This window comes from Pilosibacter rotomagensis (assembly GCF_045062245.2).
Taxonomy (GTDB): Bacteria; Bacillota; Clostridia; order Lachnospirales; family Lachnospiraceae; genus Pilosibacter.
In genome coordinates this window covers 2867845-2890187 of record NZ_CM170323.1, presented here as the reverse complement: position 1 = coordinate 2890187, position 22343 = coordinate 2867845, and the positions used below count along the sequence as shown (strand labels likewise).

Genomic DNA, 22343 nt, shown 5'->3' with positions numbered 1-22343 from the left:
ATGAGACAGCAGTGATTGCGGATTGAAACAAGGAGGCAAAAACGAGTGACAGAGGAACAGAACGCAGGGAAGATCCTTCTTTTCTGTAAGGAACCTTCACCGGAGCAGATCATGAAATGCCTGCGGGACGCATTTGACGTTCCGGGCAGTGTTCATGATGCGGACCTGAAACTTCATAACGGGGATCTGGACGTGACGATCCGGGTATATTGTGAGAGTGCGGGCGGCGAAGAACAGGAGCTTGTCCGTGGCTGGTCAGACCGGTCGCGTGGGCATTTTTCCAGAGTTGAGACTGCCGCGGTGGATGTGAAGACGAATCTTCTTTATCAGTTGGAGGGAACCGAGAGCATCGTTTCGGTGGATTATACATTTGAGGGGGAGGAGTCCGAATTCCTGACAGAGGAAGAGGAGTCTGCAAAGAGAAATATGGAGCAGACGCTGTTCGGCGTTCTTTCTACTCTTCGGGCTGTCATGGCGTTTCGGGGTGAAAAGAGAGGATTTTACTGTCTGGACACATCCGGGATGGAGAAGCTGATCCTGGATGGAAACGGAAACAGTGAGATGGAACGGTTTCTGCCCTACAAGTCGGTTGGATATGTCCCGGGAAATGATATCGAGGCAGAGCAGTTGAACAGGAGAGAGGGAAACCGCAGGGAATTTGAGGCTCATGGAGTGTATGTTCCGGTATTTTATCCACTTCTGGAAACAGAGGCGGAGGCGGACTGCCGGACACCTTATGAGATCGCGGCCCGTGCGGTAGCACTTCTTCTCGTGGCGGCATTCTCCGAAGCGATGCTTGCTGCGAAGATGGACCAGAAAGAGGCGCTTGAATTTATTGGAAAAAGGATCCGTGAGTTCGGTGCGGAGGACTTTTTCTCGCCGAAAGAATGGAAATATCTGCATGATGAGGAGCCGAAGGAATCGGAGAAGATCTCTTACTCCTGGCAGTACGAAAATCTGCATGTGATGGAGTGGGCGCTGGGGCTGATCGAGGGACCGCTTGATTTCCCGGATCATTTCTGTGACGTGGCGGAAGCTGCGCGGATCCTGACATCGTTCCATTCAATGCGGGAGATCCTGGATGCGGCAAAACCGAGATCTCCGAAGGAGCTTCTCGATGCCTGTGACATGATCTTCTGCCTGGACTGGGCCTGCACCGATACGCGGATGCGGGATCTTCCGACGCCGGCAGGGATGGACGGCGGCGTGGTCTTTGAGCGCCATAAAGCTTTGAACTGGCTCGTGGGGGTCGGGGAAAAGGCGGACTGGGATCATGTGCCGGTGGATACATGATAAAGAGAGCGAACTGTGGGCGTGAAAAGTAACGAAGCGAGGTTACAGTACACGGGCTCTCCATGCCCGCGCACTGTAACAGGATTTTGCCGATGCTCCGCATTTCGAATCGGCAAAATCCGCGACCAAAACTGTATCATACGGAATTTTCAGTTCAGAAAATTCCTACCCGTGAAAAGTAACAAAGCGAGTGCATTGCAGGGCAGGAAACTGTGATGCGCTTTTTTTCTTGCTTTTTTTAGCACGTTGTAGTATAATTACGGCACTGCGATAAAGACAAATGTCCACGCTGCACGGTCATGAAGCAGAAGCGAAACAGAAACGCTGTCGATACCGGATCCTGTATCCGGACCGGAGAAAGATGTGGAAAGAAAACCGGAGACTTTTCTGATCGCTGGTCAGGGAAAGGAAGACCGGGATAAAGGAGAAAAATACCATGGGAGAGAAAAAGGTGATCAAAGCGGCGCTCCTCGGTGCCGGAACGGTTGGAAGCGGAGTGTATGCGCTCTCTGAGATGTTAAAGGATGAGATGTTTCAGAAAACGGGAGCTAATCTGGAGATCAAGAAGGTCCTGGTGAGGAACACAAAAAAAGAGCGCCCGGGAATCCCGAAGGAGGTCCTGACGGACAACTGGAAGGAAATCCTGGAAGATGATGAAATCCAGCTGGTCATCGAACTGATGGGCGGCGTGGAGCCGGCGAGAACTTATATCGTGGAGGCGCTTGAGATAGGAAAACAGGTTGTCACGGCAAACAAGGATGTGCTCGCGGAGTACGGACAGGAGATCCTGACACTTGCGGAAAATAATGGATGCGATATCCAGTTTGAGGCTGCCGTTGCCGGTGCGATCCCGATCATCCGGCCGTTAAAGCAGAGTCTTGCAGGAAGTATGCTGACGGAGATCATGGGAATCGTCAACGGGACCACGAACTACATTCTGACGAAAATGTCGGAAGAGGGAATGGATTATCAGGAAGCGCTCGCGAAGGCGACGGAACTTGGCTACGCGGAGGCGGATCCGACGGCTGATGTGGAAGGTTACGATGCGGGCCGAAAGATCGCGATCATGTCCTCCCTGGCATTCAACTCCAAGGTGACATTCAAAGATGTCTACATGGAAGGGATCACAAAGATCACCTCCGATGACATCCGCTATGCAAAGGAATTCGGCTATGTGATCAAACTTCTCGGTGTCACAAAGCTGGTGAACAATGAGATCGAGGTCAAGGTTCACCCGATGCTGATCCCGGAGCAGCATCCGCTCGCGACAGTCCGCGATTCGTTCAACGCAGTGTTTGTCCATGGTGAGGCCTGCGATGACGCGATGTTCATGGGACGCGGTGCAGGAAAGATGCCGACGGCCAGCGCTGTCATGGGTGATATCATCATTGTCATGAGAAATATCGTCCATGACAACTGTGGATGGAACGGCGGCGTTGCATATAAGAATTATCCGGTAAAACCGATCGAGGAGACGAGATCGAGATATTTCCTCCGCCTTCAGGTTGCGAACAAGCCGGGCGCTCTGGCGAATATCGCGGGAGTTCTCGGAAACAACGATGTAAGCATCGCCCAGGTCGTACAGAAACGTGCGAGAGACGGAGTTGCGGAGCTCGTTGTGATCACGGATTCCGTGCTGGAGAGACATTTCAACGATGCGCTGATGATCGTGAAAGGAATGTCTGTATTGCGGGAGGTTTCCGGGATCATTCGTGTATACGGAGATTAAGAAAGAACAGGATGTTAATTGTAAAAAGGCAGATCTGCCTGGTTGGAAATACTTCTGACCGGTAGATCTGCTTTTTTTATCAGAAGACAGTAATTTTCTCCCCAAAACTGCGGACTTTTAGAGCAAAACGCAATTTCCTTCCCCAAATTGCGGACTTTCAGAACAAGATCGACCAAGTCATATTTCCGGACTTGTCTCATATGATGTATCACAGAATGGAAGGGAGGATGGCGGATTGAAGGCTGAAATGGTCCAGAGATTTCTGGAGCAGGTGATCACGGAGAAAGAACCAATACGGGAAATCAGGATACGGATTGGAAAGCCGGTGTTCGTTCTGGATTCGGAGGGGGAAAAAATCCTGAATTTTGATGAAAAAAGAGGAAATCCAGAATTACTGCGGATAGAAGATGAGAAAGAAAATTCAGGAATCGAGAATGGGAGCATGGCGGATTCCGAGCTGATCCGAGCTCTCATGGAAATCTTTGCAAGACATTCCCTCTATGCCTACGAGCGGGAGATCAGCCAGGGATTTCTCACGATCCGCGGCGGACATCGGATCGGGATCACGGGAAAAGCAGTGGTGGAGTCCGGACATGTAAAAACAGTCCGGGATATCTCATCCTTAAACATCCGCATCGCCCACGAGATAAAAGGATGCGCGAAATCCGTGCTGCCGCATCTTCTGTCAGGGGAAGAGTTTCTTGATACGCTGGTGATCTCCCCGCCGGGAGCCGGAAAGACTACCCTTTTGCGTGATCTGATCCGGGAACTTTCCAGCGGGGGATCATGGGGATCCGGGAAAAACGTGTCCGTGGTGGACGAGCGTTCGGAGATCGCAGCCTGTTTTGGCGGGGTCCCGCAGTGTGACCTCGGTCCCCGGACGGATGTGATGGACGGCTGTCCGAAAGCCGTGGGCATGCTCATGATGCTGCGCTCCATGGCACCGCAGGTACTGGCGGTCGACGAAGCGGGCGGGGAGGAGGAGATCCGGGCGATGAAATACGCGATGAAATGCGGGTGCCGGATCCTCGCCACGGTCCATGGAGCGGACATGGAGGACATCATGAAACGTCCGGCGTGGAGAGACATCGTGGGCGAAAAGATATTTTCCCGATATGTGGTCCTCACTGGGGTACCGACACCTGGAACTGTGGCGGAGATCTATGATGAATCTGTATGTCAATGCAGAGAGAAAAGCACCTGTGAAGACAGGTATGCAGCGGCAGCATTCAGTTACCGATCTCAGCTGAGGATGACCGGAAAATGGGAGAATGAAAAGATATGAAATATGTGGGACTTTTATGCATGGCGGCAGCGGTGGTGGCGGGCGGTTTTCTGATGGCGGGGGAGTGGGAAGCGCGGGTGAAGATCTTGCTGCTCTTCCGTCAGATGATGGTCTATCTGAAGAGCCGGATCCTCTACTCGAATGAGACGCTTCCGGAGGCTCTGAAGGAAGTCGGAACACGATTTGCGGACGAGAAAAGCGGGATGGAAGCGGAAGCAGGGCTTTTTTTCCTGAGAGTGGAAAAACGGATGGAGGAAGAACGCGGAAAATCATTTTCTGAGATATGGAAAGAGGAGCTGGACAGACTTCCGGAGGATCTGCCGATGAGAAACGAGGATCTTCAGGCACTCCGGTCGCTGGGGGAAAATCTCGGATATGCGGACAAAACGACCCAGGAGCGGACGATCCTTTTCTATCTGGAACAGGCGGATGACTCGCTTGCTTTCCTGAAAAAGGAGACGGAGAGCCGGACGAAGCTTTACCGGTCGCTTGGAATGGCAGCGGGACTTTTCATTCTGGTGCTCTTTGCGTAAAGGAGGGGAAACATGGGGGTAAATCTGATCTTTAAGATCGCGGCGGTGGGGATCCTGGTTTCGGTGATGTGCCAGGTTTTAAAGCACAGCGGGCGGGAGGACCAGGCATTTCTCACGAGTCTCGCGGGTCTGATTCTGGTCCTGTTCTGGATCGTACCGTATATCTATGAATTGTTTGAGACGATCAAAAACCTGTTTTCACTGTGAGGGGGAATGACTATGTCTGTGGTACAGGCGGCGCTTTTGGGGCTTACGGCGATCCTGTTTGCGGCTCAGCTGAAGCCGTTGAAGCCGGAGTACGCGGTCTATCTCGTTCTGGCGGCATCCATCGGGATCGGATTTCTGGGACTTGCAAAGCTCGGAGTCCTTCTCGAGACTTTGCGGGAGATCGGAAACGGGATCCGGATCCGGCATGTGTATTTGACAACACTTCTCCGGATGGCGGGGATCGCTTACATCGCGGAGTTCACGTCTGGGATCTGTAAGGATGCGGGATATTCGGCGGTGGGGACACAGGTGGAGATGGTGGGAAAACTCGCGATCCTGGCGGTGAGCGCACCGGTTGTTCTGTCACTCGTGGAGTCATTGAAGGTGTTTATGGAATGAAAAGATCGGGAAAACGTAGGGGATCTGCGGTGCTGATCCGGTTCATGCTCATGATCATGGGGCTTTTTGCGGGGAACTTTTTTAGGACAATTCCCGCATTTGCGGCGGAGCCGGGGGATCCCGGGCAGGAAGTATGGACACAGGATGCGGGGAGTACGGCTCTTGATCTTTCAGAGATCGAGAATTATCTGGACCGGATCGGGGAACAGAAAACGGCGGGAATGACATTTGGGGAACTGATGAACATGATCCAGGCAGGGGACATGGAGAAAATCTTTTTGTATGGAAGAGACCGGATCGCCTCCGCGTTATTTTCGGAAATCAGGACAAACGCATCATTTCTCGCGGAGATCCTGATCCTGTCCCTGTGCGGGGCGGCCTGCTCCGGTTTCTTTGGGATCTTTGGCTCCGGCCAGCTGTCGGAGACGGGATTTTATGTGATCTGCATCTGTGTGCAGACTTTTCTGGCGGCTGGCTTTTTTTCCAGCATCCGGATCGCGGAGGAGACGACGGGGGAGATCCTGGGATTCATGAAAGTGATGCTCCCGGCCTACTTTCTTGCAGTGACGATGGCGGGCGGGGCGGTGACATCCGCCTCGGTCTGCGGGTTTACGATCGGAGCCATCGGAGTGATCCAGACGGTAGTCTCCGGATTCCTTCTGCCGGTCATGAAACTTTACATGGTGATTTCCCTGGTCGGAAATCTGTTCCGGGAGGAGATGTTCTCGGTGATGACGGAGCTTCTGGGAAAGGTTGTGGGGTGGACGGTGAAGACCATGTTCGGGATCGTTGTGGGATTTCATCTGATCCAGGGGCTGGTACTTCCACAGGCGGATGCCATGAAAAACGCGGCGGTCATGCGGGCGGTCGAGGCAGTCCCCGGGGTCGGCGCAGGGGCCGGAGTGGTTTCTGATCTTCTTCTGGGATCGGCGGTCCTGATCAAGAATACAGCCGGAGCAGCGGCAGTGGCAGTCCTGCTTTTTCTGGCAGCAGTTCCGATGGTGAAGCTTACAGTCCTTATGGTGCTTTACTATCTGGCGGCAGCCGTGATGCAGCCCGTGTGCGACAAACGGCTGACGGCATGTATAACGCAGAATGCCGCCGGACATGGGATGCTGCTGAAGATCGTGGGGTACTCGCTGGCGCTGTTCGTCGTGACGATCGCGGTGATCAGCTATTCGACGAACGCGGTGTATTATGCTGGATGAACAAAATGAGAATGTGCAGTTTTGAAGATGCGGAGCGGGTATGGAAGTCTGAAAAATCAGACGGATGTTTTGGAAGTGGTGTGAGCAGCGGTGGAAAAGTGAGGTGAACGGCATGAAAGCAGTGGAAAACTGGGTGCGTGACATCGTATTTTACATGATCTTTGTGACGATGGTCATGAACCTTCTGCCGGATCCGAAATATGAGAAATATCTGCGGCTGTTTGCTGGCGCGGTCATGATCCTTCTGGCGTTTGGACCGGTATTACGGATCACGGGGATGGAGACGGCGATGGCGGGGATCTTTGAAAAGATCACATTTGAGAATGATGTCCGGACGCTGAAGGAAGAGCTGGGGGCGGCAGATGAGCGCCGGATCAGGGAATTTTATGGGCGATACCGAGCTGCGGCGGAGGCGGATATCCGGTCGATGGCGGAGCATGACGGGCTGGAATGTGAGAGCGTTTCGGTCGATGTGGCGGAAGCCGGGAATATCAGCTATGTGAAGCTGGTGGTCAGGGGCAGGCAGGATCAGACCGGAGCGGGGATCGCCTCGGTGAGAAGAAAGATAGGAGCGTATTATGGAGTGGAAGAACAGGACATTGAGGTCGATGTTAAAAGGAAATAAGGAGAAAGTGCTCTTTTTATTCTGTTCCGGACTGCTTTTGTTTGTGATCTCGCTTCTGGACAGCGGAAAGACGGATCCCGGGTGGAATAATCGTGCGGCGGAGGTCCTGGCCGATGTGGGGGATGAGAGTGCGGCGGATCCCAGCGCCGGTTCGGAGACGGCAGCAAAGGCGGAGAGTGTTTCCTACGAGGCGGAGCTGGAGCGGCGGATCCGGGAACTTTTAAGGAGTGTGGACGGCGTCGGGGAGGCGGATGTGATGGTAGTCTTAAAATCCTCGGAGGAGAGAGTCTGGCATGTGGATAAGAGCAGCACCTCCTCGGTGACGGAGGAGAGCGGGGCGGATTCCGGGAGTTCCAGGATCATACGGGAGGAAGATCAGTCGGAGAGCACGGTGCTTGACGGGAAGAGCCAGTCGCCGGTGATGGAAAAGGAGGTGAAGCCGGAACTCTCAGGGATCATCATCAGCGCGGACGGGGGAGGAAGCGCGGTGATCCGGGCGGAGATCACGGAGGCCATGGAGGCGCTCCTCGGGCTTCCGGCAAACAAGATCAAGGTGATGAAGCGGGCGGCAGGGGAATCCTGAGAAGAAATTCTCCGGGGCGGGATCCTGCTGTGGAACTTTCGGATGTCCGGAATGAGTGTATGGTGCCGGGAAAATAGATAGGTATTCTGCCGGGACTGCATATTTTAGGCGTGGAATCATAGAATGGAAGTATGAAAGTATGGGAAAGAAGGAGTTTTGCGATGAAACGGATCTTCAGAAGGAATCAGATCATTATCACGACACTGGCAGTCATGATTGCGGCGGCGGGATACCTGAATTACTCGTCGAAGAAGGAAGTGGCGGGGGCAGAGGTGTACGAGGCGGGGATGATGGACATTTCCGATTCGGACATTCTGGCGGAGAATCAGGCGAAGAGCGGAGTGGATGATGGAAGTCTCACGGAGATCGCAAGTCTGGACGGAGACGGCGAAGAGAAGCTTCCGGATGGAAATGAGGTGGCTGCGGTGCCGGAGAGTGCGGAGGTTTCTGGATCTGAGGCTGCAGGGGAGGAGACCGCGGCAGCGGGGATCGAGAATCCGGGCGAGGCGGTGCTCACAGGCGGAACGGGGATCTCTGAGTACATAGCGGGGGTTCAGCTTGGAAGGGAGCAGATCCGGGCGAAGAACAAGGAGACGTTGATGCAGATCATCAACAGTGACCAGATCTCGGAGGAGGAGAAGCAGACGGCGATCCAGAACCTGATCGGTCTGACGGAGGTTTCGGAGAAGGAGAATGCGGCGGAGACGCTTCTCAAGGCGAAGGGCTTTGTGGACCCGGTGGTCAGCATTACGGACGGGAAGGCGGACGTTGTTGTGAACGCGGCATCGCTCACGGACCAGGAGCGGGCGCAGATCGAGGATATCGTGAAGAGAAAGACGGAGATCGGGGCGGACGGGATCGTGATCACGCTGCTGGATGCGGAGGAGTGATGGGAACATGGCAGAGGATGAGAAAAAGAGCTATGCAACAGGGGGAGAAAATGGTATAATAACAGTATCTTTGATATACAGGAGGTAATTATTGTGGCAGCGGAAACAGAGAGAAGCAGTCATAAGGTTTATGAGAAGGACAAAATCGGAGAGGTCCGGATTGCGGATGAAGTCGTGGCAATTATTGCCGGCCTGGCAGCAACTGAGGTCGAGGGTGTGGATTCCATGGCTGGAAATATCACAAATGAGCTGGTTGGAAAGCTTGGAATGAAGAATCTTTCCAAGGGCGTGAAGGTAGAAGTGACAGAGGAACATGTGAGTGTGAATATGGCGCTGAACCTGAAGTATGGATATAGTATTCCGGATGTCTGCGAGAAGGTGCAGGAGAAGGTTAAGAGTGCGATCGAGAACATGACGGGGCTTACGGTGCTTGATGTAAATATTAAGATTGCCGGGGTCAGCATGGAGGAAAAGTAAAGATTATGACTGCGTGAGGGCAGAATCCCCAGAAGACTGGGGATCCTGCCCTTTTTGGCAAACTTATTCTATTTCGATGGTGTAGTTATAGCTGTAGGTATGGACGTAAAGCATATGATCTTGATACACGAGGAGATCAGGCTGTTTTTTTAGTTTCAGGCGGGAGAGGATTTCGCCGGTGTGAAGATCAAGCTGATAGAGGTAGTCGTCCTCGGAGGTGAAGCCGTATCCGCAGAGGATGACATTGTCTTTTAAGATAAAGTTCATGGAGTTATAAGTCTGGTCAGCGCTTCGCCAGAGGAGTTTATTATCTTCCAGATCATAGGCGAACATGAAACAGGTATCCGGCTGGGCATAGCCGTTTGTCACGCTGGCTCCATAGAAGATTCCGTCCCTTAGACAGGCGTTATTTCCGTTGATGTACCATTTGTCGGTGGGATAGGTTAAGACATACAGGCAGTTTCCGGTACCGTTCTCAAAAATATAAAGTTCTTCGCCGGACCAGAGGTACTGGTAGTTGTCATCATAAAAGTTGTTCCAGTCGGTGCCGATCATGGGGAGGGATAATTCTTTACTGTCGTACCATTCGTTTGCAAAATCGATACCGTTTTCTTCTTCGGATACGATTTTTAAATCAAAAGAAGCGGCGGCATCACTGGTGGGATGTGTCTCCTTGACTGTGGACAAGTCGATGGTAATGTATTTTGTCTCAGATTCAGAGCTGCTTTCTGCCGTTGTTTCTGTAGCATTTTTAGAACTGTCTTTCGTCTCTGTTTTTAATTCGATTTCAGAAGTTTGTATCGCTGTTTCTGTGGGAGTATCTGTTGAAATCGTGTTTTTCTCAGCGCCGCATCCTGATAATAGCATGCACAGGATGATGAACGGCATACATTTTACTTTGTCCATTGTATTATTTTCCTTTCTGAGGGGAATTTGGAATTCTGAAGGGATCAGAAAGAGTATACCATATTATAAGGATAAAAAAAACATCTCTCACATAAGGACTTGTGAAAGTATACATTTTCATGTATAATCCTAAATTAGGAGTACTCTGTTCTGCGCTCACATCTGCAGAAGCTGCAAAAGGCAGTTTTTCGGGATACATGGCGGCAAAAAGAGCAGTTCAGAGAGAATGACAATCAGAGCAGCACGGACTGTCGGAAAAGACCGTCGGTCCGTTCAGATAAACGGAGGTAGAAAAGTGACCAGAAGGGAAGCCAGAGAACATTGTTTTAAAATGCTGTTCTGCCAGGATTTTTACCCGGCAGAGGAGAAGGAAGAGCAGTTAGAGAGATATTTTGAAGCGCCGAAGGAGGACGTGACCGGCGAAGACGGAAAAGATGAGATCCTTCATGATCCGTTTGAGAAAGAAGAGGATCGCGCATACCTCGAAAAACGCGTCGAGAAGATCATGGAGCTGATCCCGGAGATCGATGAGAAGATCAACGAGATCGCGGAAGGCTGGAGAACAAGACGTATGGGTAAAGTTGAGCTCACGATTTTACGTCTTGCAGTGTTCGAGATGAAATATGATGAGGAGATCCCGGAGAAGGTTGCCATCAACGAAGCGGTTGAACTCGCAAAGAAATTCGGCGGAGATGAAGCCCCGGCATTTGTAAACGGTATCCTTGCAAAACTGATCCAGAAAGGCAATTAAACGATGGCAGGTGTTTACTCTGTTACACAGGTAAATTCATACATCAAAAATATGTTTGCACAGGACTTCCTTCTTCGCCGCCTGTCGGTGAAGGGGGAAGTTTCCAACTGTAAGTATCACAGTTCCGGACATATCTATTTCACGCTGAAAGACGGAGGCGGAACACTTCAGGCTGTCATGTTCGCAAGCCAGCGACGCGGTCTCAACTTCAAGTTAGCCGAGGGACAGCAGGTTGTCGTAAAAGGAACCGTGGATGTCTACGAGCGCGACGGAAAATACCAGCTCTACGCGTCAGAAATCGAACTTTCCGGGCGCGGGGACCTGTATCTGAGATTTGAAAAACTCTTAAAAGAGCTGGAAGAGATGGGAATGTTCGACCCGCAGTATAAGCGGCCGATCCCACGGTTTGCGAAGACGGTCGGGATCGTGACGGCTCCGACGGGGGCGGCGATCCGTGATATCATGAACATCGCGCACCGGAGAAATCCGTATGTCCAGCTGATCTTATACCCGGCTCTGGTTCAGGGAGACGGGGCGAAGGACAGTATCGTGAAGGGGATCCGGACGCTCGATGCGATGGGACTGGACGTCCTGATCGTCGGGCGCGGCGGCGGTTCGATCGAGGATCTGTGGGCGTTTAACGAGGAGGAGGTCGCGAGAGCGATCTTTGCGTGCAATACGCCTGTGATCTCGGCGGTCGGTCACGAGACGGATGTGACGATCGCGGACTATGCGGCGGATCTTCGGGCGCCGACACCATCGGCGGCGGCTGAGCTTGCGGTGTTTGACTATTTCCAGTTCCAGATGGATCTGAACGCGAGAAAGCAGCGTCTGATGAAGGAGATGGCGACATGTCTGGACCGGACGAAGAGCAGGCTGAGGCAGGATATGCTGACGCTTCGGTTTTATGATCCGAAGAGCCAGTTAAATGAGAAGAAAAAGCGGTTGGCAGATGCGGAGGATACATTGCTCCGGCTGATCGCGCAGAGGCAGCAGGAGGCAAGAAGAGATCTTCAGAATGCTGAGACGCTGCTTCAGAGAGAGATGAAGGACCGACTTGCCGCGGACAAGAGAAATCTTGCGGTGAAGAGTGCCAGACTCTGGGGACTTTCCCCGTTAAAGAAGATCAGCGATGGTTTTGGATTTATCACGGACGGAGACGGAAAGCGTCTGGAGACCGTGGAACAGGCAGTACCTGGAAGCCGGATCACAGTCCGTGTGAAAGACGGACGGATCGGAGCGACCGTGAACAACGTGGAAAACTATGACATCAGGACATCAGGACAGGAAAAACTGTCGCAGTGAGGAAAGACTATGGATGACGAGACAAGAAAAAAGATGAATGTAGAGGAGACGTTTGCGGCGATCGATAAGATCATCGGAAGGCTGGAAAAGGGAGACGGATCCCTGGAAGAAGCTTTTGCGGACTATGAAGAAGGTATGAAGCTCGTAAAGAGCTGCAATGAAAAGATCGAAATGATCGAGAAGAGGATCCTTGTTTTGAGCGGAGATCAGGCGGAGGGAACGAAAGATGACGGACAGTTTTAAGGAAAAGTTCAGACAGGCGGTCGCAGAGACCGAGGCAGTCGTATATTCTTATCTTCCGGAGGAGACCGGGCACCAGAAGACGATCTTTGAGGCGATGAATTACAGCGTGAAGGCGGGCGGAAAGCGTTTGAGACCGCTGCTGATGCGGGAAGTATACCGTTTATTCGGCGGGAACGGACCGGAGATCGGGCCGTTCATGGCGGCGATGGAGATGATCCACACGTCCTCACTGATCCACGATGATCTTCCGTGTATGGACAATGACGAGTACCGCCGCGGAAAGCTGACGACCTGGAAAGCGTACGGATATGATATGGCGGTCCTCGCGGGCGATGCACTGATGATCTACGCGTTTGAGGTGGCTTCAAAGGCATTCACGATGGGAGCGGACCCTGCGAAGGTCGGACGTGCGATCGGGATCCTTGCGGAGAAGACCGGGATCTACGGTATGATCGGTGGACAGACCGTAGATGTGGAGCTGACCGGAAAGGCGGTCCCGAGGGAGAAACTTGATTTTATCTACCGCTTAAAGACAGGAGCTCTTTTAGAGGCCTCCATGATGATCGGCGCAGTCCTTGCCGGTGCATCCGATGAGGAGATCCGGGAAGTCGAGACAATGGCGTCCGAGGTTGGACTTGCATTCCAGATCCAGGATGACATCCTCGATGTGACGAGCACCCAGGAAGAGCTTGGAAAGCCTGTTTTAAGCGATGAGAAGAATCAGAAGACCACATATGTGACGCTGGAAGGTCTTGAGAAGGCAAAACAGGATGTCAAAGAGATTTCCGACCGGGCAGCGGGAAGACTTGCCGGTCTGCCGGGAAAGAATGAATTTCTGTATGACATTATTGAAATGCTCGTAAACAGGAAAAACTAAGGAAGAAAAATATGTAAGGGAGTAGTCTGGAAACATGCTGCTTGATCATATAAAACAGTCTTCGGACATCAAAAAACTGAAAGAAGACCAGTATCCGGAGCTTGCGCGGGAGATCCGCCAGTTCCTGATCGAAAAGATAAGTAAGACCGGAGGTCATCTCGCCTCAAACCTTGGCGTTGTGGAGCTTACGATGGCGCTGCATCTGGCGTTCGATCTGCCGAAGGACAAGATCGTCTGGGATGTGGGACATCAGGCTTACACGCACAAGCTTTTAAGCGGAAGAAAGGCCGGATTCGACGATCTGCGCCAGTTCGGCGGGATGAGCGGGTTCCCGAAGCGAAAAGAGAGCCCGTACGATGCGTTCGACACGGGACACAGTTCCACTTCGATTTCCGCAGGGCTTGGGATCGCCCAGGCACGGGAGATCACGGGCGAAGAATATTCGGTGATCTCTGTGATCGGAGACGGCGCGCTGACCGGCGGAATGGCCTACGAGGCATTAAATAATGCTGCCCAGATCAAAAAGAACTTTATCATCGTGCTGAACGACAACGAGATGTCGATCTCTAAGAACGTCGGCGGTATGTCACGGTATCTGAGCAGTGTCCGCACGAAGGAAGGTTATGCGGAGCTGAAACTCAAGGTGGAACGGGGACTTTCCTCGATCCCGGTGATCGGAAAGCCGATGGCATATGGGCTTTACCAGTTAAAGAACGGGATCAAGCAGTTTCTCGTCCCGGGAATGCTGTTTGAGGATATGGGGATCACCTACCTTGGACCTGTTGACGGACATGATGTGAAAGCGATGATCCGCGTGTTTAAGGAAGCAAAGCGGGTCCAGCATGCAGTCCTGGTCCATGTGATCACGAAAAAGGGAAAAGGTTACAAGCCGGCGGAGGAAAATCCGGCGAGATTCCACGGTGTGGAGCCGTTCGATATCAAGACCGGAAAGCCGCTTAAGAAAAAAGAATTCCCGAGTTATACCGATATCTTTTCTGAGAAGATCTGTGAACTTGCGAAGAAGAACGAGAAGCTCGTTGCGCTGACGGCGGCAATGCCTGACGGAACGGGACTCACGAAGTTTTCGAAGGAATTCCCGAAGCGGTTCTTTGACGTGGGGATCGCGGAGGCACATGAGGTGACGTCCGCGGCTGGTATGGCGTCGGCCGGGCTGAAACCGGTTGTCGCTGTGTATTCCTCGTTTTTACAGCGCGGTTATGATCAGGTGCTCCATGACGTCTGTATCCAGAACCTTCCGGTCTTATTCGCGATCGACCGGGCCGGTCTTGTGGGAAGCGACGGGGAGACCCACCAGGGAATCTTTGATATCTCGTTTCTGAGTCTTGTTCCGGGGATGAACATCATGGCGCCGAAGAATCTCTGGGAGCTTCAGGACATGCTGGAGTTCGGCGTGAAGTTCAACGCACCGCTCGCGATCCGCTATCCGAGAGGTCAGGCGTACCGCGGACTGGAGGAGTTCCGGGCGCCGATCGAGTACGGAAAGGCGGAGATGCTCTATGAGGAGTGTGACATTGCTCTTTTTGCTCTCGGAAGCATGGTGAGCACCGGAGAGCATGTCCGGGAAAAACTGAAGGCAAAAGGACATGCATGTACCCTGGTAAATGCGCGGTTTGTGAAGCCACTCGACACCGATATGATCGATCATCTGTGCAAAGATCATAAGCTCATCGTCACGATGGAGGAAAATGTGCTCCGCGGCGGCATGGGCATGTATGTCACAAAGTATATTCATGAATTTTATCCGGAGATCCGGGTGATCCAGATCGCACTTCCGGATGCATATGTGGAACACGGAAATGTGTCCGTCCTTCGGGAAATGCTGGGGATCGACAGCGATTCGGTCCTGAAGCGGATCGAGAAGGAACTGGATTCCTGGAAATAAAGACAGTCTGGGAGGCGAAGATCCCGGGAAGGAGAAAAAGCCCATGAAGGAACGTTTGGATGTTCTTCTGGTAAAGAGAAACCTGGCGGAGTCCAGGGAGAAGGCGAAGGCGGTCATCATGTCCGGCATCGTCTATGTAGATGGACAGAAAGAAGACAAGGCGGGTTCCATGTTCGATGAGACTGCGAACGTGGAGGTGCGCGGAACGACTTTAAAATATGTGAGCCGCGGAGGTCTGAAATTAGAGAAGGCGATGACGCACTTTGGTGTGACACTGGCCGGAAAGATCTGTATGGATGTCGGTGCGTCCACCGGCGGATTTACGGACTGTATGCTCCAGAACGGAGCGGTGAAGGTTTACTCCGTCGATGTTGGACATGGACAGCTCGCATGGAAACTCCGAAACGATGAGCGCGTGGTCTGCATGGAAAAGACGAATATCCGCTATGTGACTCCGGAGGAGATCCCGGACCGGATCCAGTTTGTATCCATTGATGTATCCTTTATCTCCCTGACGAAAGTTCTGGGACCTGTGAAGGCGCTCATGGAGCCGGATGGTGAGGTTGTCTGCCTGATCAAGCCGCAGTTTGAGGCCGGACGTGAGAAGGTTGGAAAGAAGGGGGTTGTCCGTGAAAAATCAGTCCATCTCGAGGTCATCGAGATGGTAGCATCATTTGCCGGAAGCATCGGTTTTGAGGCGCTGCATCTGGAATTTTCACCGATCAAAGGACCGGAAGGAAACATCGAGTACCTGCTTCATTTAAGAAACTGTACTGATGGCAGCACCTTCACAAACGACGCGATCGGAGCTTCCGGGATCGTCGACAAGGCACACGAGACACTGGATAAATAGGACAGAATATATGAAGAAATTTTACATCGTTGCGAATCCTGACAAAGAAAATACGAAGAACATGCAGACAGCGGTCGAGGAGTATCTGACGACCCGCGGCGCAAAAGTCTCCGCCGGAAAAAGTGCTTCCGGACATGGAAATCCCTATACGGATCCTGAGGATGTTCCGGGAGATACGGAATGTGTCATCACACTCGGCGGCGACGGAACCCTGATCCAGGCGGCGCGGGATCTCGCAGGGCGTGATCTTCCGATGATCGGGATCAACCTCGGCGGTCTCGGGTATCTCACTCAGATCGGGCGGGAAGGCGATGTGAAGGAGCTTCTGGATGCGCTTTTGGAGGATTCTTACCAGATCCAGGAGCGCATGATGTTAAAGGGCTGCGTTTACCGGGACGGAAGACCTGTGAAGGATAGTATCGCGTTAAATGATATCGTCCTGACAAGGGACGGGGATCCGCGCGTTCTGAAATTAAAGCTGTACGTGGACGGACAGTTTTTAAACGAATTCAGCGCCGATGGCATGATCGTTGCGACACCTACGGGATCGACAGCCTACAATCTGTCGGCGGGCGGGCCGATCGCACAGCCGGACGGACAGCTCATGATCCTGACGCCGATCTGCCCGCACACGCTGACATCGAGAACGATCGTTTTCGGTGCCGGAAGCCGGATCCGGATCGAGATCCCGGCGACGAACCGCGGCAGCCAGGTGGCGGCGTTTGACGGTGACACGCTGGTTCGCCTGGAAAACGGGGATTATATTGAGATCACAAAGGCAGAGACAGTGACAAGAGTTGTGAAGCTTGATCACCGGTCATTCCTTGATATTTTAAAGATGAAGATGTACGACGCGTGAATTTACAGCGGAATAGCGCTGCAGGACACGCAGGGCGGTGTGCGGATCACTTCAAAAGAAGTGAAATGGACACTGATACAGGACGAGATCAGAAAGGGGCAGCAGACATGAAGGTTGACAGACACAGTAAGATCGTGGAGCTGATCGGAAAATATCAGATCGAGACGCAGGAGGAGCTTGCGGAGTATCTGAAAAAGGCCGGATATCATGTGACACAGGCGACAGTATCGAGAGATATCCGTGAACTGAAGCTCACGAAAGCTCCTGGAAAAAATGGCCGCCAGTGCTATGCAGTCATGCAGCATCAGAAAGATTTTGGCGAGAAATATATCCGTATTTTCAGGGACTGCTATGTGTCCATGGACATGGCACAGAATATTCTTGTGATCAAGACGGTTTCCGGTATGGCGATGGCAGTCGCTGAGGCACTGGATGTGATCGGTTTTCATGAGATCGTCGGCTGTGTGGCCGGAGACAATACGATCATGTGCGCGGTGCGGACCGTGGATGACACGATCATTCTGATGGATAAGCTGAAGAAGATCATTGAAGGAAAGTAACTGTTCAGTAGGTCTGCGCATTTACTGCGCTGACCGTAAGAAAACTTAGAATAGAAGGCAAAAATCCTATCGGCACAGCCGATTTGGAATGGATTTTTGCGCGTAACTGTTTACTGAACAGTTACGGAGGAAAATAGGCTTTGGACCTTTTGGTTTAAGGCAGAATATTGCAGAAATATTGAGCCCTGCGGAGCAGAAACGGGATAATTACCTTGTTTTGCTATGCAGGGATTTTTTTAGGAAACAGAACAGAAAAAAGAGAACAACTGTTCGAAAAATACTGGACAATCGAATGTATGTGTGCTATACTCGTTTTACAAAATCGAACAAATGTTTTATTTTCATAGAGGGAAAGCGAGGGAACAGGATGCTTGTTGGTTTACATGTAAAAAATCTTGCTCTGATTGAGCAGGCTGACGTGGAGTTTGGAAACGGTTTAAATATCCTGACCGGTGAGACCGGAGCTGGAAAGTCGATTATCATTGGCTCTGTTGCCCTGGCGCTGGGCGCGAAAGCGTCAAGGGATATGATCAGATGTGGGGAAGAGTATGCGTATATTGAGCTTATTTTTTCGGTTGATGACGAGAAAAAACGGGAAGAATTAAAGAAAATGGATGTGTATCCGGATGAAGATGGTCTTTTGATCATCTCAAAAAAGATCACCCAGACGAGAAGCATCAGCCGGATCAATGACGAGACAGTGACGACGGCGCGCTTAAAAGCCGTGACCGGAAAGCTTCTCGATATCCATGGACAGCATGAACATCAGTCTCTCCTTCATAAGCAGAAACATCTGGAGATTCTTGATGAATATTCCTGGAGAGAGACAGGAAGCTTAAAAAGAAATGTGGCAGAGAGTTACCGGAGATATCTGGAATTAAAGGGAAAGCTTGACGGATTCTCTCTGGATGAGGAAAGCCGGAAGCGGGAACTTGATTTCGTGAGATTCGAGATCGATGAGATTGAGGATTCTGCATTAAAACCGGGCGAAGAGGAAGAACTTGCGGCGAAATTCCGTAAATTTTCCCATAGTCAAAAAATTATGGAAAGCTTACAGGGAGCTTATCAGGCGGTAGATGGGGACGCGATCGGGCGTGCGTACCGTGAGATGGAAAGTGTGGCATCCTACGATGAAAGACTGTCCGGGATCGCTGCGGGGCTTTCTGACGCGGAAAGTATTTTATCGGATATCTGCAGGTCGATCTCAGACTATATGGATGAGATGGAGTTTTCAGGGGAAGATTTTAAAAAGACGGAAGAACGTCTGGATCTTGTCCGTGGAATTATGGCAAAATACGGAAACAGCGAGGAAGCTGTCTTAAAGAGTCTGGAAGAAAAGAAAAAACGACTTGAGGAACTGGAAAACTATGAGGAACTGGCGTTTACCGCAAAAGCCGAGTTTGAGGAGCAGAAGCGGGTTCTGGGACTTCTCTGCGGACGGCTCTCGAAGGAGAGAGAAAAAGCAGCAAAGATTCTGGAGAACCGGATCACGGAGGAGCTTGAGGATCTGAACTTTCTTCATGTGGAATTTCGGGTAGATGTACACCGGACCGATCACTTTACGGCAGCCGGCTCCGACGAGGTGGAATTTTTGATCTCCACAAATCCGGGAAGTATTCCGCCAAGGCCGCTGGGGGAAGTTGCTTCCGGCGGTGAACTTTCAAGAATTATGCTGGCGATCAAGACGGTCCTTGCGGACACGGACGATATTCCAACTCTGATCTTCGATGAGATCGATACGGGTATCAGTGGACGGACTGCCCAGAAGGTATCGGAGCGCCTGTCCTATATCGGAAAAAAGCATCAGGTACTCTGCATTACCCACCTTCCGCAGATCGCGGCAATGGCGGATACGCACTTTGAAATAAAAAAATCTGTGGAGAATGGTGTGACTGCGACGAAAATCAGAAAACTAACAGAGAAGGATGAGGTGGATGAACTCGCAAGACTCTTAGGCGGAGCTGAGATTACGGAAAAAGTACGGGAAAATGCCGAGGAGATGAAACGTCTGGCAGAGGAGACGAAGAATCACAGAGCTGTACTTCAAACAGCGGGATGAATCGGCAGAATGAGAAAAAACTGACAGGGTGAAAATAAGAAAGCATCACATAATAGGAGAGGAGCAAAAAAGCTGCCTCTCCTTTTTTTATAACAGTTTCTGTGACGGCTGGGAATGACTGTCTGACAAAGTGGAAACGATAAAAGGGAAGCGGCAGCTTCGGAAAACTGCAGTGCAGGCGCGACAGCGGCGTTGCAGATAAAGAACGAATAAAGGAGGAGCTGCCATGATGAAAAAAGAATCGTTTCGACGGATCCTGATCCGGATATTCTGGATTTCTCTCGTCTTTACAATCGGATTTTCCTGGGTCTATATCCGGTATGCAGTGCCGGATCGGCTGAATCTGGTGGTCAATGAGGAAGAAGTCTTTCATTTCGCTCTTCCTCCCGGAGTGACCTTTGAGAGTGACAGCGAGGAGGTTGTCCTGAAGAATGCTTCAGAAATCCCGCAAGGAATGATCCGGATCGAACGCCCGGATGCAGTCTCTATGTATGGGAAAAATGAGGGAAGCTACCGGGTCGGAATGAAGTTTCTGGGACTTATTCGGATGAAAGACATTCAGGTGGAGGTGGTGGATGGATCTTATGCGATCCCCTGTGGAATGCCGGTGGGAATCTATTTAAAATCAAAGGGCGTTATGGTGATCGGGACAGGGCAGATCACAAATGATACGGGAAACGTTGTGGAACCTGCTTACGGGCTCTTAAAGTCCGGAGACTATATCCAGACGGTGGACGGAGAAGATCTGGAAGATAAAAATGATCTGGTGGACGCGGTGAGCGCGTCAGACGGAAAGACGCTGGCGCTCGGAATCCGGCGTGATGGTCGCAGGATTGAGGTCGATATGACACCGGTTCTTGCGGAAGACGGAAGCTATAAGCTTGGTGCCTGGGTCAGGGATGATACTCAGGGAATCGGAACCATGACTTATGTGGATATGAACGGAAATTTTGGTGCTCTTGGGCATGGAATCAGTGACAGTGATACCGGGGAACTGGTGGATATTGAAGGTGGGGAACTCTATGAGACCCAGATCCTCGGGATCGAAAAAGGCCAGACCGGAAAGCCGGGAGTCATGTCGGGAGTAATCTATTACGGAAAAGGAACAAAACTGGGGGAAGTGAAGGAGAATACGACAGAAGGAATATACGGAACCGTAAACCAGCATTTTCTGGATTCAATAAAAACCGATGCGATTCCCGTCGGCTTCCGGCAGGATACTCACAAGGGAACTGCGTACATCCGAAGCAATGTGTCCGGGGAAGTAAAAGATTATGAGATCGAAATTCAGAAGGTGGATTACGGCAGCATTCAGAAAAATAAAGGCCTGGTTCTCCGTGTTGTAGATGAGGAACTTTTAAATTTGACAAGCGGCATTGTTCAAGGTATGAGCGGTTCACCAATTATCCAGGACGGAAAACTTATCGGGGCTGTGACCCATGTGTTTATCAACGATCCGACGAGGGGGTATGGGATCTTTATCGAAAATATGTTGGGACGATGAGTCACGGCAAAAAATAGCAGACAGCATGAGATCTCTCATAAGCTGTTCTGCTATTTTTTACTGTTCATCCTTATTTATTTTATATACAACAGTTACTGTTAACATGCTAAGAGCAGATTTACTATTTTTCTTTAATCATGTTTTTCATTTGGGAACCTGCCATTCATCAAAACAATTGTCACACTTATTATGAGTACATAGGGGAAATCAGGTATATATAGGCGATTGCTTTGCTTCGGAAATCGAATTTTTTAAAACATTCCAAAGCACAATAGCGCATACTGAGCTACATAAATCCTAACATGCAGACAGATTTTGTGAATTATGCATAATATAAATCGGTAAAATGCTGAAAAATAAAAATAGAATTGACAAAAAAGAGATGACGAGTTATTGTTGTATTACAACAGACAACATACAACGAATATCAAGTAATTTTTACGGATTCTTGACGTATATGGGGCGGGGAGAATCTAATGAGGAGGAGCAATGATGCAACCAATTGCGAATACAAGGAGAGATGATATTGTCTATAAACAATTGTTGGACAATATAAAGGCAGGTGTTTGGAAGAGTGGAGATAAACTTCCAACAGAAAATGAATTAAGTAAAGAACTTAATGTGAGTCGCGTAACGATTCGAGCTGCATTACAACGACTTCGTTCTATTGGATTAGTGGAATCAAAGCATGGTAAAGGGACATTTGTGTGTCCGAATGAAGATTTGTTTGACTATACGGGCTTTTCAGATACAATCAATCTGACAGCAAAAGAATATAAGGAAATTTGTCAATTGAGAGAGGCAATTGAAAAAACGGCAGTTCAAAATATTGTCGAGAATGGAATGGTGGGAGATTGCGAAGCGATTTTTACTGCATATCGTGGCATGGAAGAAGCAGCGAGTCAATTAGATTATAAAAAACTAACTCAATATGATATGATGTTTCATACTGCGATAATTGTAGCTAGTAATAATACACATTTTGTACAAATAATGAGAATCTTTCAAGAAGAATATTATCGAGTACTTCTTGAGACAAATAAACTGTTGATGAGGGATTACCCAGACACTGTTAAAGTTAAAATGCATTTTGATGAATGCTTATTAGGTCATAAAAAATTATTAGATGCATTGTTTGAAAAACGAGGAGATGCTATGGAGGAACAGAATAAGTTCCTACAGAGAAACAAGGAAAGAATCGAATATTTTTTCCAAAAACACCAAGAAAATGAAAAACAATTAGCAGATTATTAGTGCGGTTCGAGTGGCCATAGATACACGCATAATAATAAAT

At 50.5% G+C, this 22343-nt stretch carries 23 protein-coding genes; 22 read left to right on the top strand and 1 reads right to left on the bottom strand.

Translation table 11 applies throughout. The features are described 5' to 3' along the window. Nucleotides 1–45: 45 nt before the first annotated feature. The 11 genes from ACI3EW_RS12920 (at nt 46) to ACI3EW_RS12870 (ending at nt 9229) form a co-directional block, all read left to right on the top strand. Nucleotides 46–1293: a DUF4272 domain-containing protein gene (locus tag ACI3EW_RS12920; RefSeq protein WP_485663071.1), complete on the top strand. Its 1248-nt coding sequence runs from the start codon at nt 46–48 to the stop codon at nt 1291–1293. Between the two features lie 436 nt (nt 1294–1729). Then, nucleotides 1730–3022, top strand: coding sequence for a homoserine dehydrogenase (locus tag ACI3EW_RS12915; RefSeq protein ID WP_405581716.1), 1293 nt, complete (start codon nt 1730–1732; stop codon nt 3020–3022). Nucleotides 3023–3257: 235 nt separating this feature from the next. Then, entirely contained in the window at nt 3258–4307 is a 1050-nt protein-coding gene (gene spoIIIAA / locus ACI3EW_RS12910; RefSeq protein WP_252197485.1) for a stage III sporulation protein AA, read from the top strand. Continuing rightward, nucleotides 4304–4840, top strand: coding sequence for a stage III sporulation protein AB (locus tag ACI3EW_RS12905; protein ID WP_142412268.1), 537 nt, complete (start codon nt 4304–4306; stop codon nt 4838–4840). The genes spoIIIAA and ACI3EW_RS12905 overlap by 4 nt, the downstream gene beginning before the upstream one ends. Nucleotides 4841–4852: 12 nt before the next feature. Further along, a complete protein-coding gene (gene spoIIIAC / locus ACI3EW_RS12900; RefSeq protein ID WP_118298737.1) occupies nt 4853–5047 on the top strand; it encodes a stage III sporulation protein AC in 195 nt (64 codons plus the stop codon). 12 nt (nt 5048–5059) lie between these two features. Continuing rightward, entirely contained in the window at nt 5060–5446 is a 387-nt protein-coding gene (locus ACI3EW_RS12895) for a SpoIIIAC/SpoIIIAD family protein (protein ID WP_142412267.1), read from the top strand. Further along, nucleotides 5443–6654, top strand: coding sequence for a stage III sporulation protein AE (locus tag ACI3EW_RS12890; RefSeq protein ID WP_405581723.1), 1212 nt, complete (start codon nt 5443–5445; stop codon nt 6652–6654). Before ACI3EW_RS12895 ends, ACI3EW_RS12890 begins: the two co-directional genes overlap by 4 nt. Nucleotides 6655–6766: 112 nt before the next feature. Next, nucleotides 6767–7279 carry a stage III sporulation protein AF gene (locus ACI3EW_RS12885; protein WP_182426769.1) on the top strand — a complete coding sequence of 171 codons (513 nt, stop codon included), beginning with the start codon at nt 6767–6769 and terminating at the stop codon, nt 7277–7279. Next, nucleotides 7233–7862 (top strand): stage III sporulation protein AG, encoded by a 630-nt coding sequence (locus tag ACI3EW_RS12880; RefSeq protein ID WP_405581726.1) that lies wholly within the window; start codon nt 7233–7235, stop codon nt 7860–7862. The genes ACI3EW_RS12885 and ACI3EW_RS12880 overlap by 47 nt, the downstream gene beginning before the upstream one ends. A gap of 161 nt (nt 7863–8023) precedes the next feature. Further along, on the top strand, nt 8024–8752 hold the full coding sequence (locus ACI3EW_RS12875; RefSeq protein WP_215703239.1) for a SpoIIIAH-like family protein: 729 nt from the start codon (nt 8024–8026) through the stop codon (nt 8750–8752). 93 nt (nt 8753–8845) lie between these two features. Continuing rightward, complete coding sequence (locus ACI3EW_RS12870; protein WP_142412262.1) at nt 8846–9229, top strand: Asp23/Gls24 family envelope stress response protein; 384 nt, start codon at nt 8846–8848, stop codon at nt 9227–9229. 63 nt (nt 9230–9292) lie between these two features. On the opposite strand, the gene ACI3EW_RS12865 is transcribed toward ACI3EW_RS12870, so the two are convergent. Continuing rightward, nucleotides 9293–10135, bottom strand: coding sequence for a hypothetical protein (locus ACI3EW_RS12865; RefSeq protein ID WP_405581730.1), 843 nt, complete (start codon nt 10133–10135; stop codon nt 9293–9295). 295 nt (nt 10136–10430) lie between these two features. On the opposite strand from ACI3EW_RS12865, the gene nusB reads away from it, so the two are divergent. The 11 genes from nusB to ACI3EW_RS12810 all read left to right on the top strand — a co-directional run bounded on the left by nusB (nt 10431) and on the right by ACI3EW_RS12810 (nt 22303). Beyond that, nucleotides 10431–10886: a transcription antitermination factor NusB gene (gene nusB / locus ACI3EW_RS12860; protein ID WP_021905440.1), complete on the top strand. Its 456-nt coding sequence runs from the start codon at nt 10431–10433 to the stop codon at nt 10884–10886. 3 nt (nt 10887–10889) lie between these two features. Next, nucleotides 10890–12191, top strand: coding sequence for an exodeoxyribonuclease VII large subunit (xseA, locus tag ACI3EW_RS12855; protein WP_215703242.1), 1302 nt, complete (start codon nt 10890–10892; stop codon nt 12189–12191). A 9-nt stretch (nt 12192–12200) separates the two neighbouring features. Further along, the gene (gene xseB / locus ACI3EW_RS12850) at nt 12201–12434 is read left to right on the top strand and encodes an exodeoxyribonuclease VII small subunit (RefSeq protein ID WP_118298728.1); all 234 of its coding nucleotides are present in this window, start codon (nt 12201–12203) and stop codon (nt 12432–12434) included. Then, nucleotides 12418–13311 (top strand): polyprenyl synthetase family protein, encoded by an 894-nt coding sequence (locus ACI3EW_RS12845; protein ID WP_118298727.1) that lies wholly within the window; start codon nt 12418–12420, stop codon nt 13309–13311. Before xseB ends, ACI3EW_RS12845 begins: the two co-directional genes overlap by 17 nt. Before the next feature lie 34 nt (nt 13312–13345). Beyond that, nucleotides 13346–15214 (top strand): 1-deoxy-D-xylulose-5-phosphate synthase, encoded by a 1869-nt coding sequence (gene dxs / locus ACI3EW_RS12840; RefSeq protein WP_405581736.1) that lies wholly within the window; start codon nt 13346–13348, stop codon nt 15212–15214. A gap of 43 nt (nt 15215–15257) precedes the next feature. Further along, on the top strand, nt 15258–16067 hold the full coding sequence (locus ACI3EW_RS12835) for a TlyA family RNA methyltransferase (protein ID WP_118530514.1): 810 nt from the start codon (nt 15258–15260) through the stop codon (nt 16065–16067). A 10-nt stretch (nt 16068–16077) separates the two neighbouring features. Then, entirely contained in the window at nt 16078–16926 is an 849-nt protein-coding gene (locus ACI3EW_RS12830) for an NAD(+)/NADH kinase (protein ID WP_118530516.1), read from the top strand. Between the two features lie 107 nt (nt 16927–17033). Next, nucleotides 17034–17486 (top strand): arginine repressor, encoded by a 453-nt coding sequence (gene argR, locus ACI3EW_RS12825; RefSeq protein ID WP_021905435.1) that lies wholly within the window; start codon nt 17034–17036, stop codon nt 17484–17486. A 367-nt stretch (nt 17487–17853) separates the two neighbouring features. Beyond that, nucleotides 17854–19545, top strand: coding sequence for a DNA repair protein RecN (gene recN, locus ACI3EW_RS12820; RefSeq protein ID WP_405581741.1), 1692 nt, complete (start codon nt 17854–17856; stop codon nt 19543–19545). A gap of 226 nt (nt 19546–19771) precedes the next feature. Beyond that, complete coding sequence (gene spoIVB, locus ACI3EW_RS12815) at nt 19772–21049, top strand: SpoIVB peptidase (RefSeq protein WP_405581744.1); 1278 nt, start codon at nt 19772–19774, stop codon at nt 21047–21049. A gap of 489 nt (nt 21050–21538) precedes the next feature. Continuing rightward, entirely contained in the window at nt 21539–22303 is a 765-nt protein-coding gene (locus tag ACI3EW_RS12810; RefSeq protein WP_405581747.1) for a FadR/GntR family transcriptional regulator, read from the top strand. The last annotated feature ends 40 nt before the right edge of the window (nt 22304–22343 follow it).

Coding starts and splice junctions, on each gene's coding strand:
- ACI3EW_RS12835 (WP_118530514.1), top strand. CDS start 15,258: ATGAAGGAACGTTTGGATGTTCTTCTGGTAAAGAGAAACCTGGCGGAG.
- ACI3EW_RS12895 (WP_142412267.1), top strand. CDS start 5,060: ATGTCTGTGGTACAGGCGGCGCTTTTGGGGCTTACGGCGATCCTGTTT.
- ACI3EW_RS12880 (WP_405581726.1), top strand. CDS start 7,233: ATGGAGTGGAAGAACAGGACATTGAGGTCGATGTTAAAAGGAAATAAG.
- spoIVB (WP_405581744.1), top strand. CDS start 19,772: ATGATGAAAAAAGAATCGTTTCGACGGATCCTGATCCGGATATTCTGG.
- ACI3EW_RS12865 (WP_405581730.1), bottom strand. CDS start 10,135: ATGGACAAAGTAAAATGTATGCCGTTCATCATCCTGTGCATGCTATTA.
- ACI3EW_RS12875 (WP_215703239.1), top strand. CDS start 8,024: ATGAAACGGATCTTCAGAAGGAATCAGATCATTATCACGACACTGGCA.
- ACI3EW_RS12890 (WP_405581723.1), top strand. CDS start 5,443: ATGAAAAGATCGGGAAAACGTAGGGGATCTGCGGTGCTGATCCGGTTC.
- xseA (WP_215703242.1), top strand. CDS start 10,890: ATGGCAGGTGTTTACTCTGTTACACAGGTAAATTCATACATCAAAAAT.
- recN (WP_405581741.1), top strand. CDS start 17,854: ATGCTTGTTGGTTTACATGTAAAAAATCTTGCTCTGATTGAGCAGGCT.
- ACI3EW_RS12845 (WP_118298727.1), top strand. CDS start 12,418: ATGACGGACAGTTTTAAGGAAAAGTTCAGACAGGCGGTCGCAGAGACC.
- ACI3EW_RS12885 (WP_182426769.1), top strand. CDS start 6,767: ATGAAAGCAGTGGAAAACTGGGTGCGTGACATCGTATTTTACATGATC.
- xseB (WP_118298728.1), top strand. CDS start 12,201: ATGGATGACGAGACAAGAAAAAAGATGAATGTAGAGGAGACGTTTGCG.
- ACI3EW_RS12830 (WP_118530516.1), top strand. CDS start 16,078: ATGAAGAAATTTTACATCGTTGCGAATCCTGACAAAGAAAATACGAAG.
- spoIIIAC (WP_118298737.1), top strand. CDS start 4,853: ATGGGGGTAAATCTGATCTTTAAGATCGCGGCGGTGGGGATCCTGGTT.
- ACI3EW_RS12810 (WP_405581747.1), top strand. CDS start 21,539: ATGATGCAACCAATTGCGAATACAAGGAGAGATGATATTGTCTATAAA.
- argR (WP_021905435.1), top strand. CDS start 17,034: ATGAAGGTTGACAGACACAGTAAGATCGTGGAGCTGATCGGAAAATAT.
- ACI3EW_RS12905 (WP_142412268.1), top strand. CDS start 4,304: ATGAAATATGTGGGACTTTTATGCATGGCGGCAGCGGTGGTGGCGGGC.
- ACI3EW_RS12915 (WP_405581716.1), top strand. CDS start 1,730: ATGGGAGAGAAAAAGGTGATCAAAGCGGCGCTCCTCGGTGCCGGAACG.
- dxs (WP_405581736.1), top strand. CDS start 13,346: ATGCTGCTTGATCATATAAAACAGTCTTCGGACATCAAAAAACTGAAA.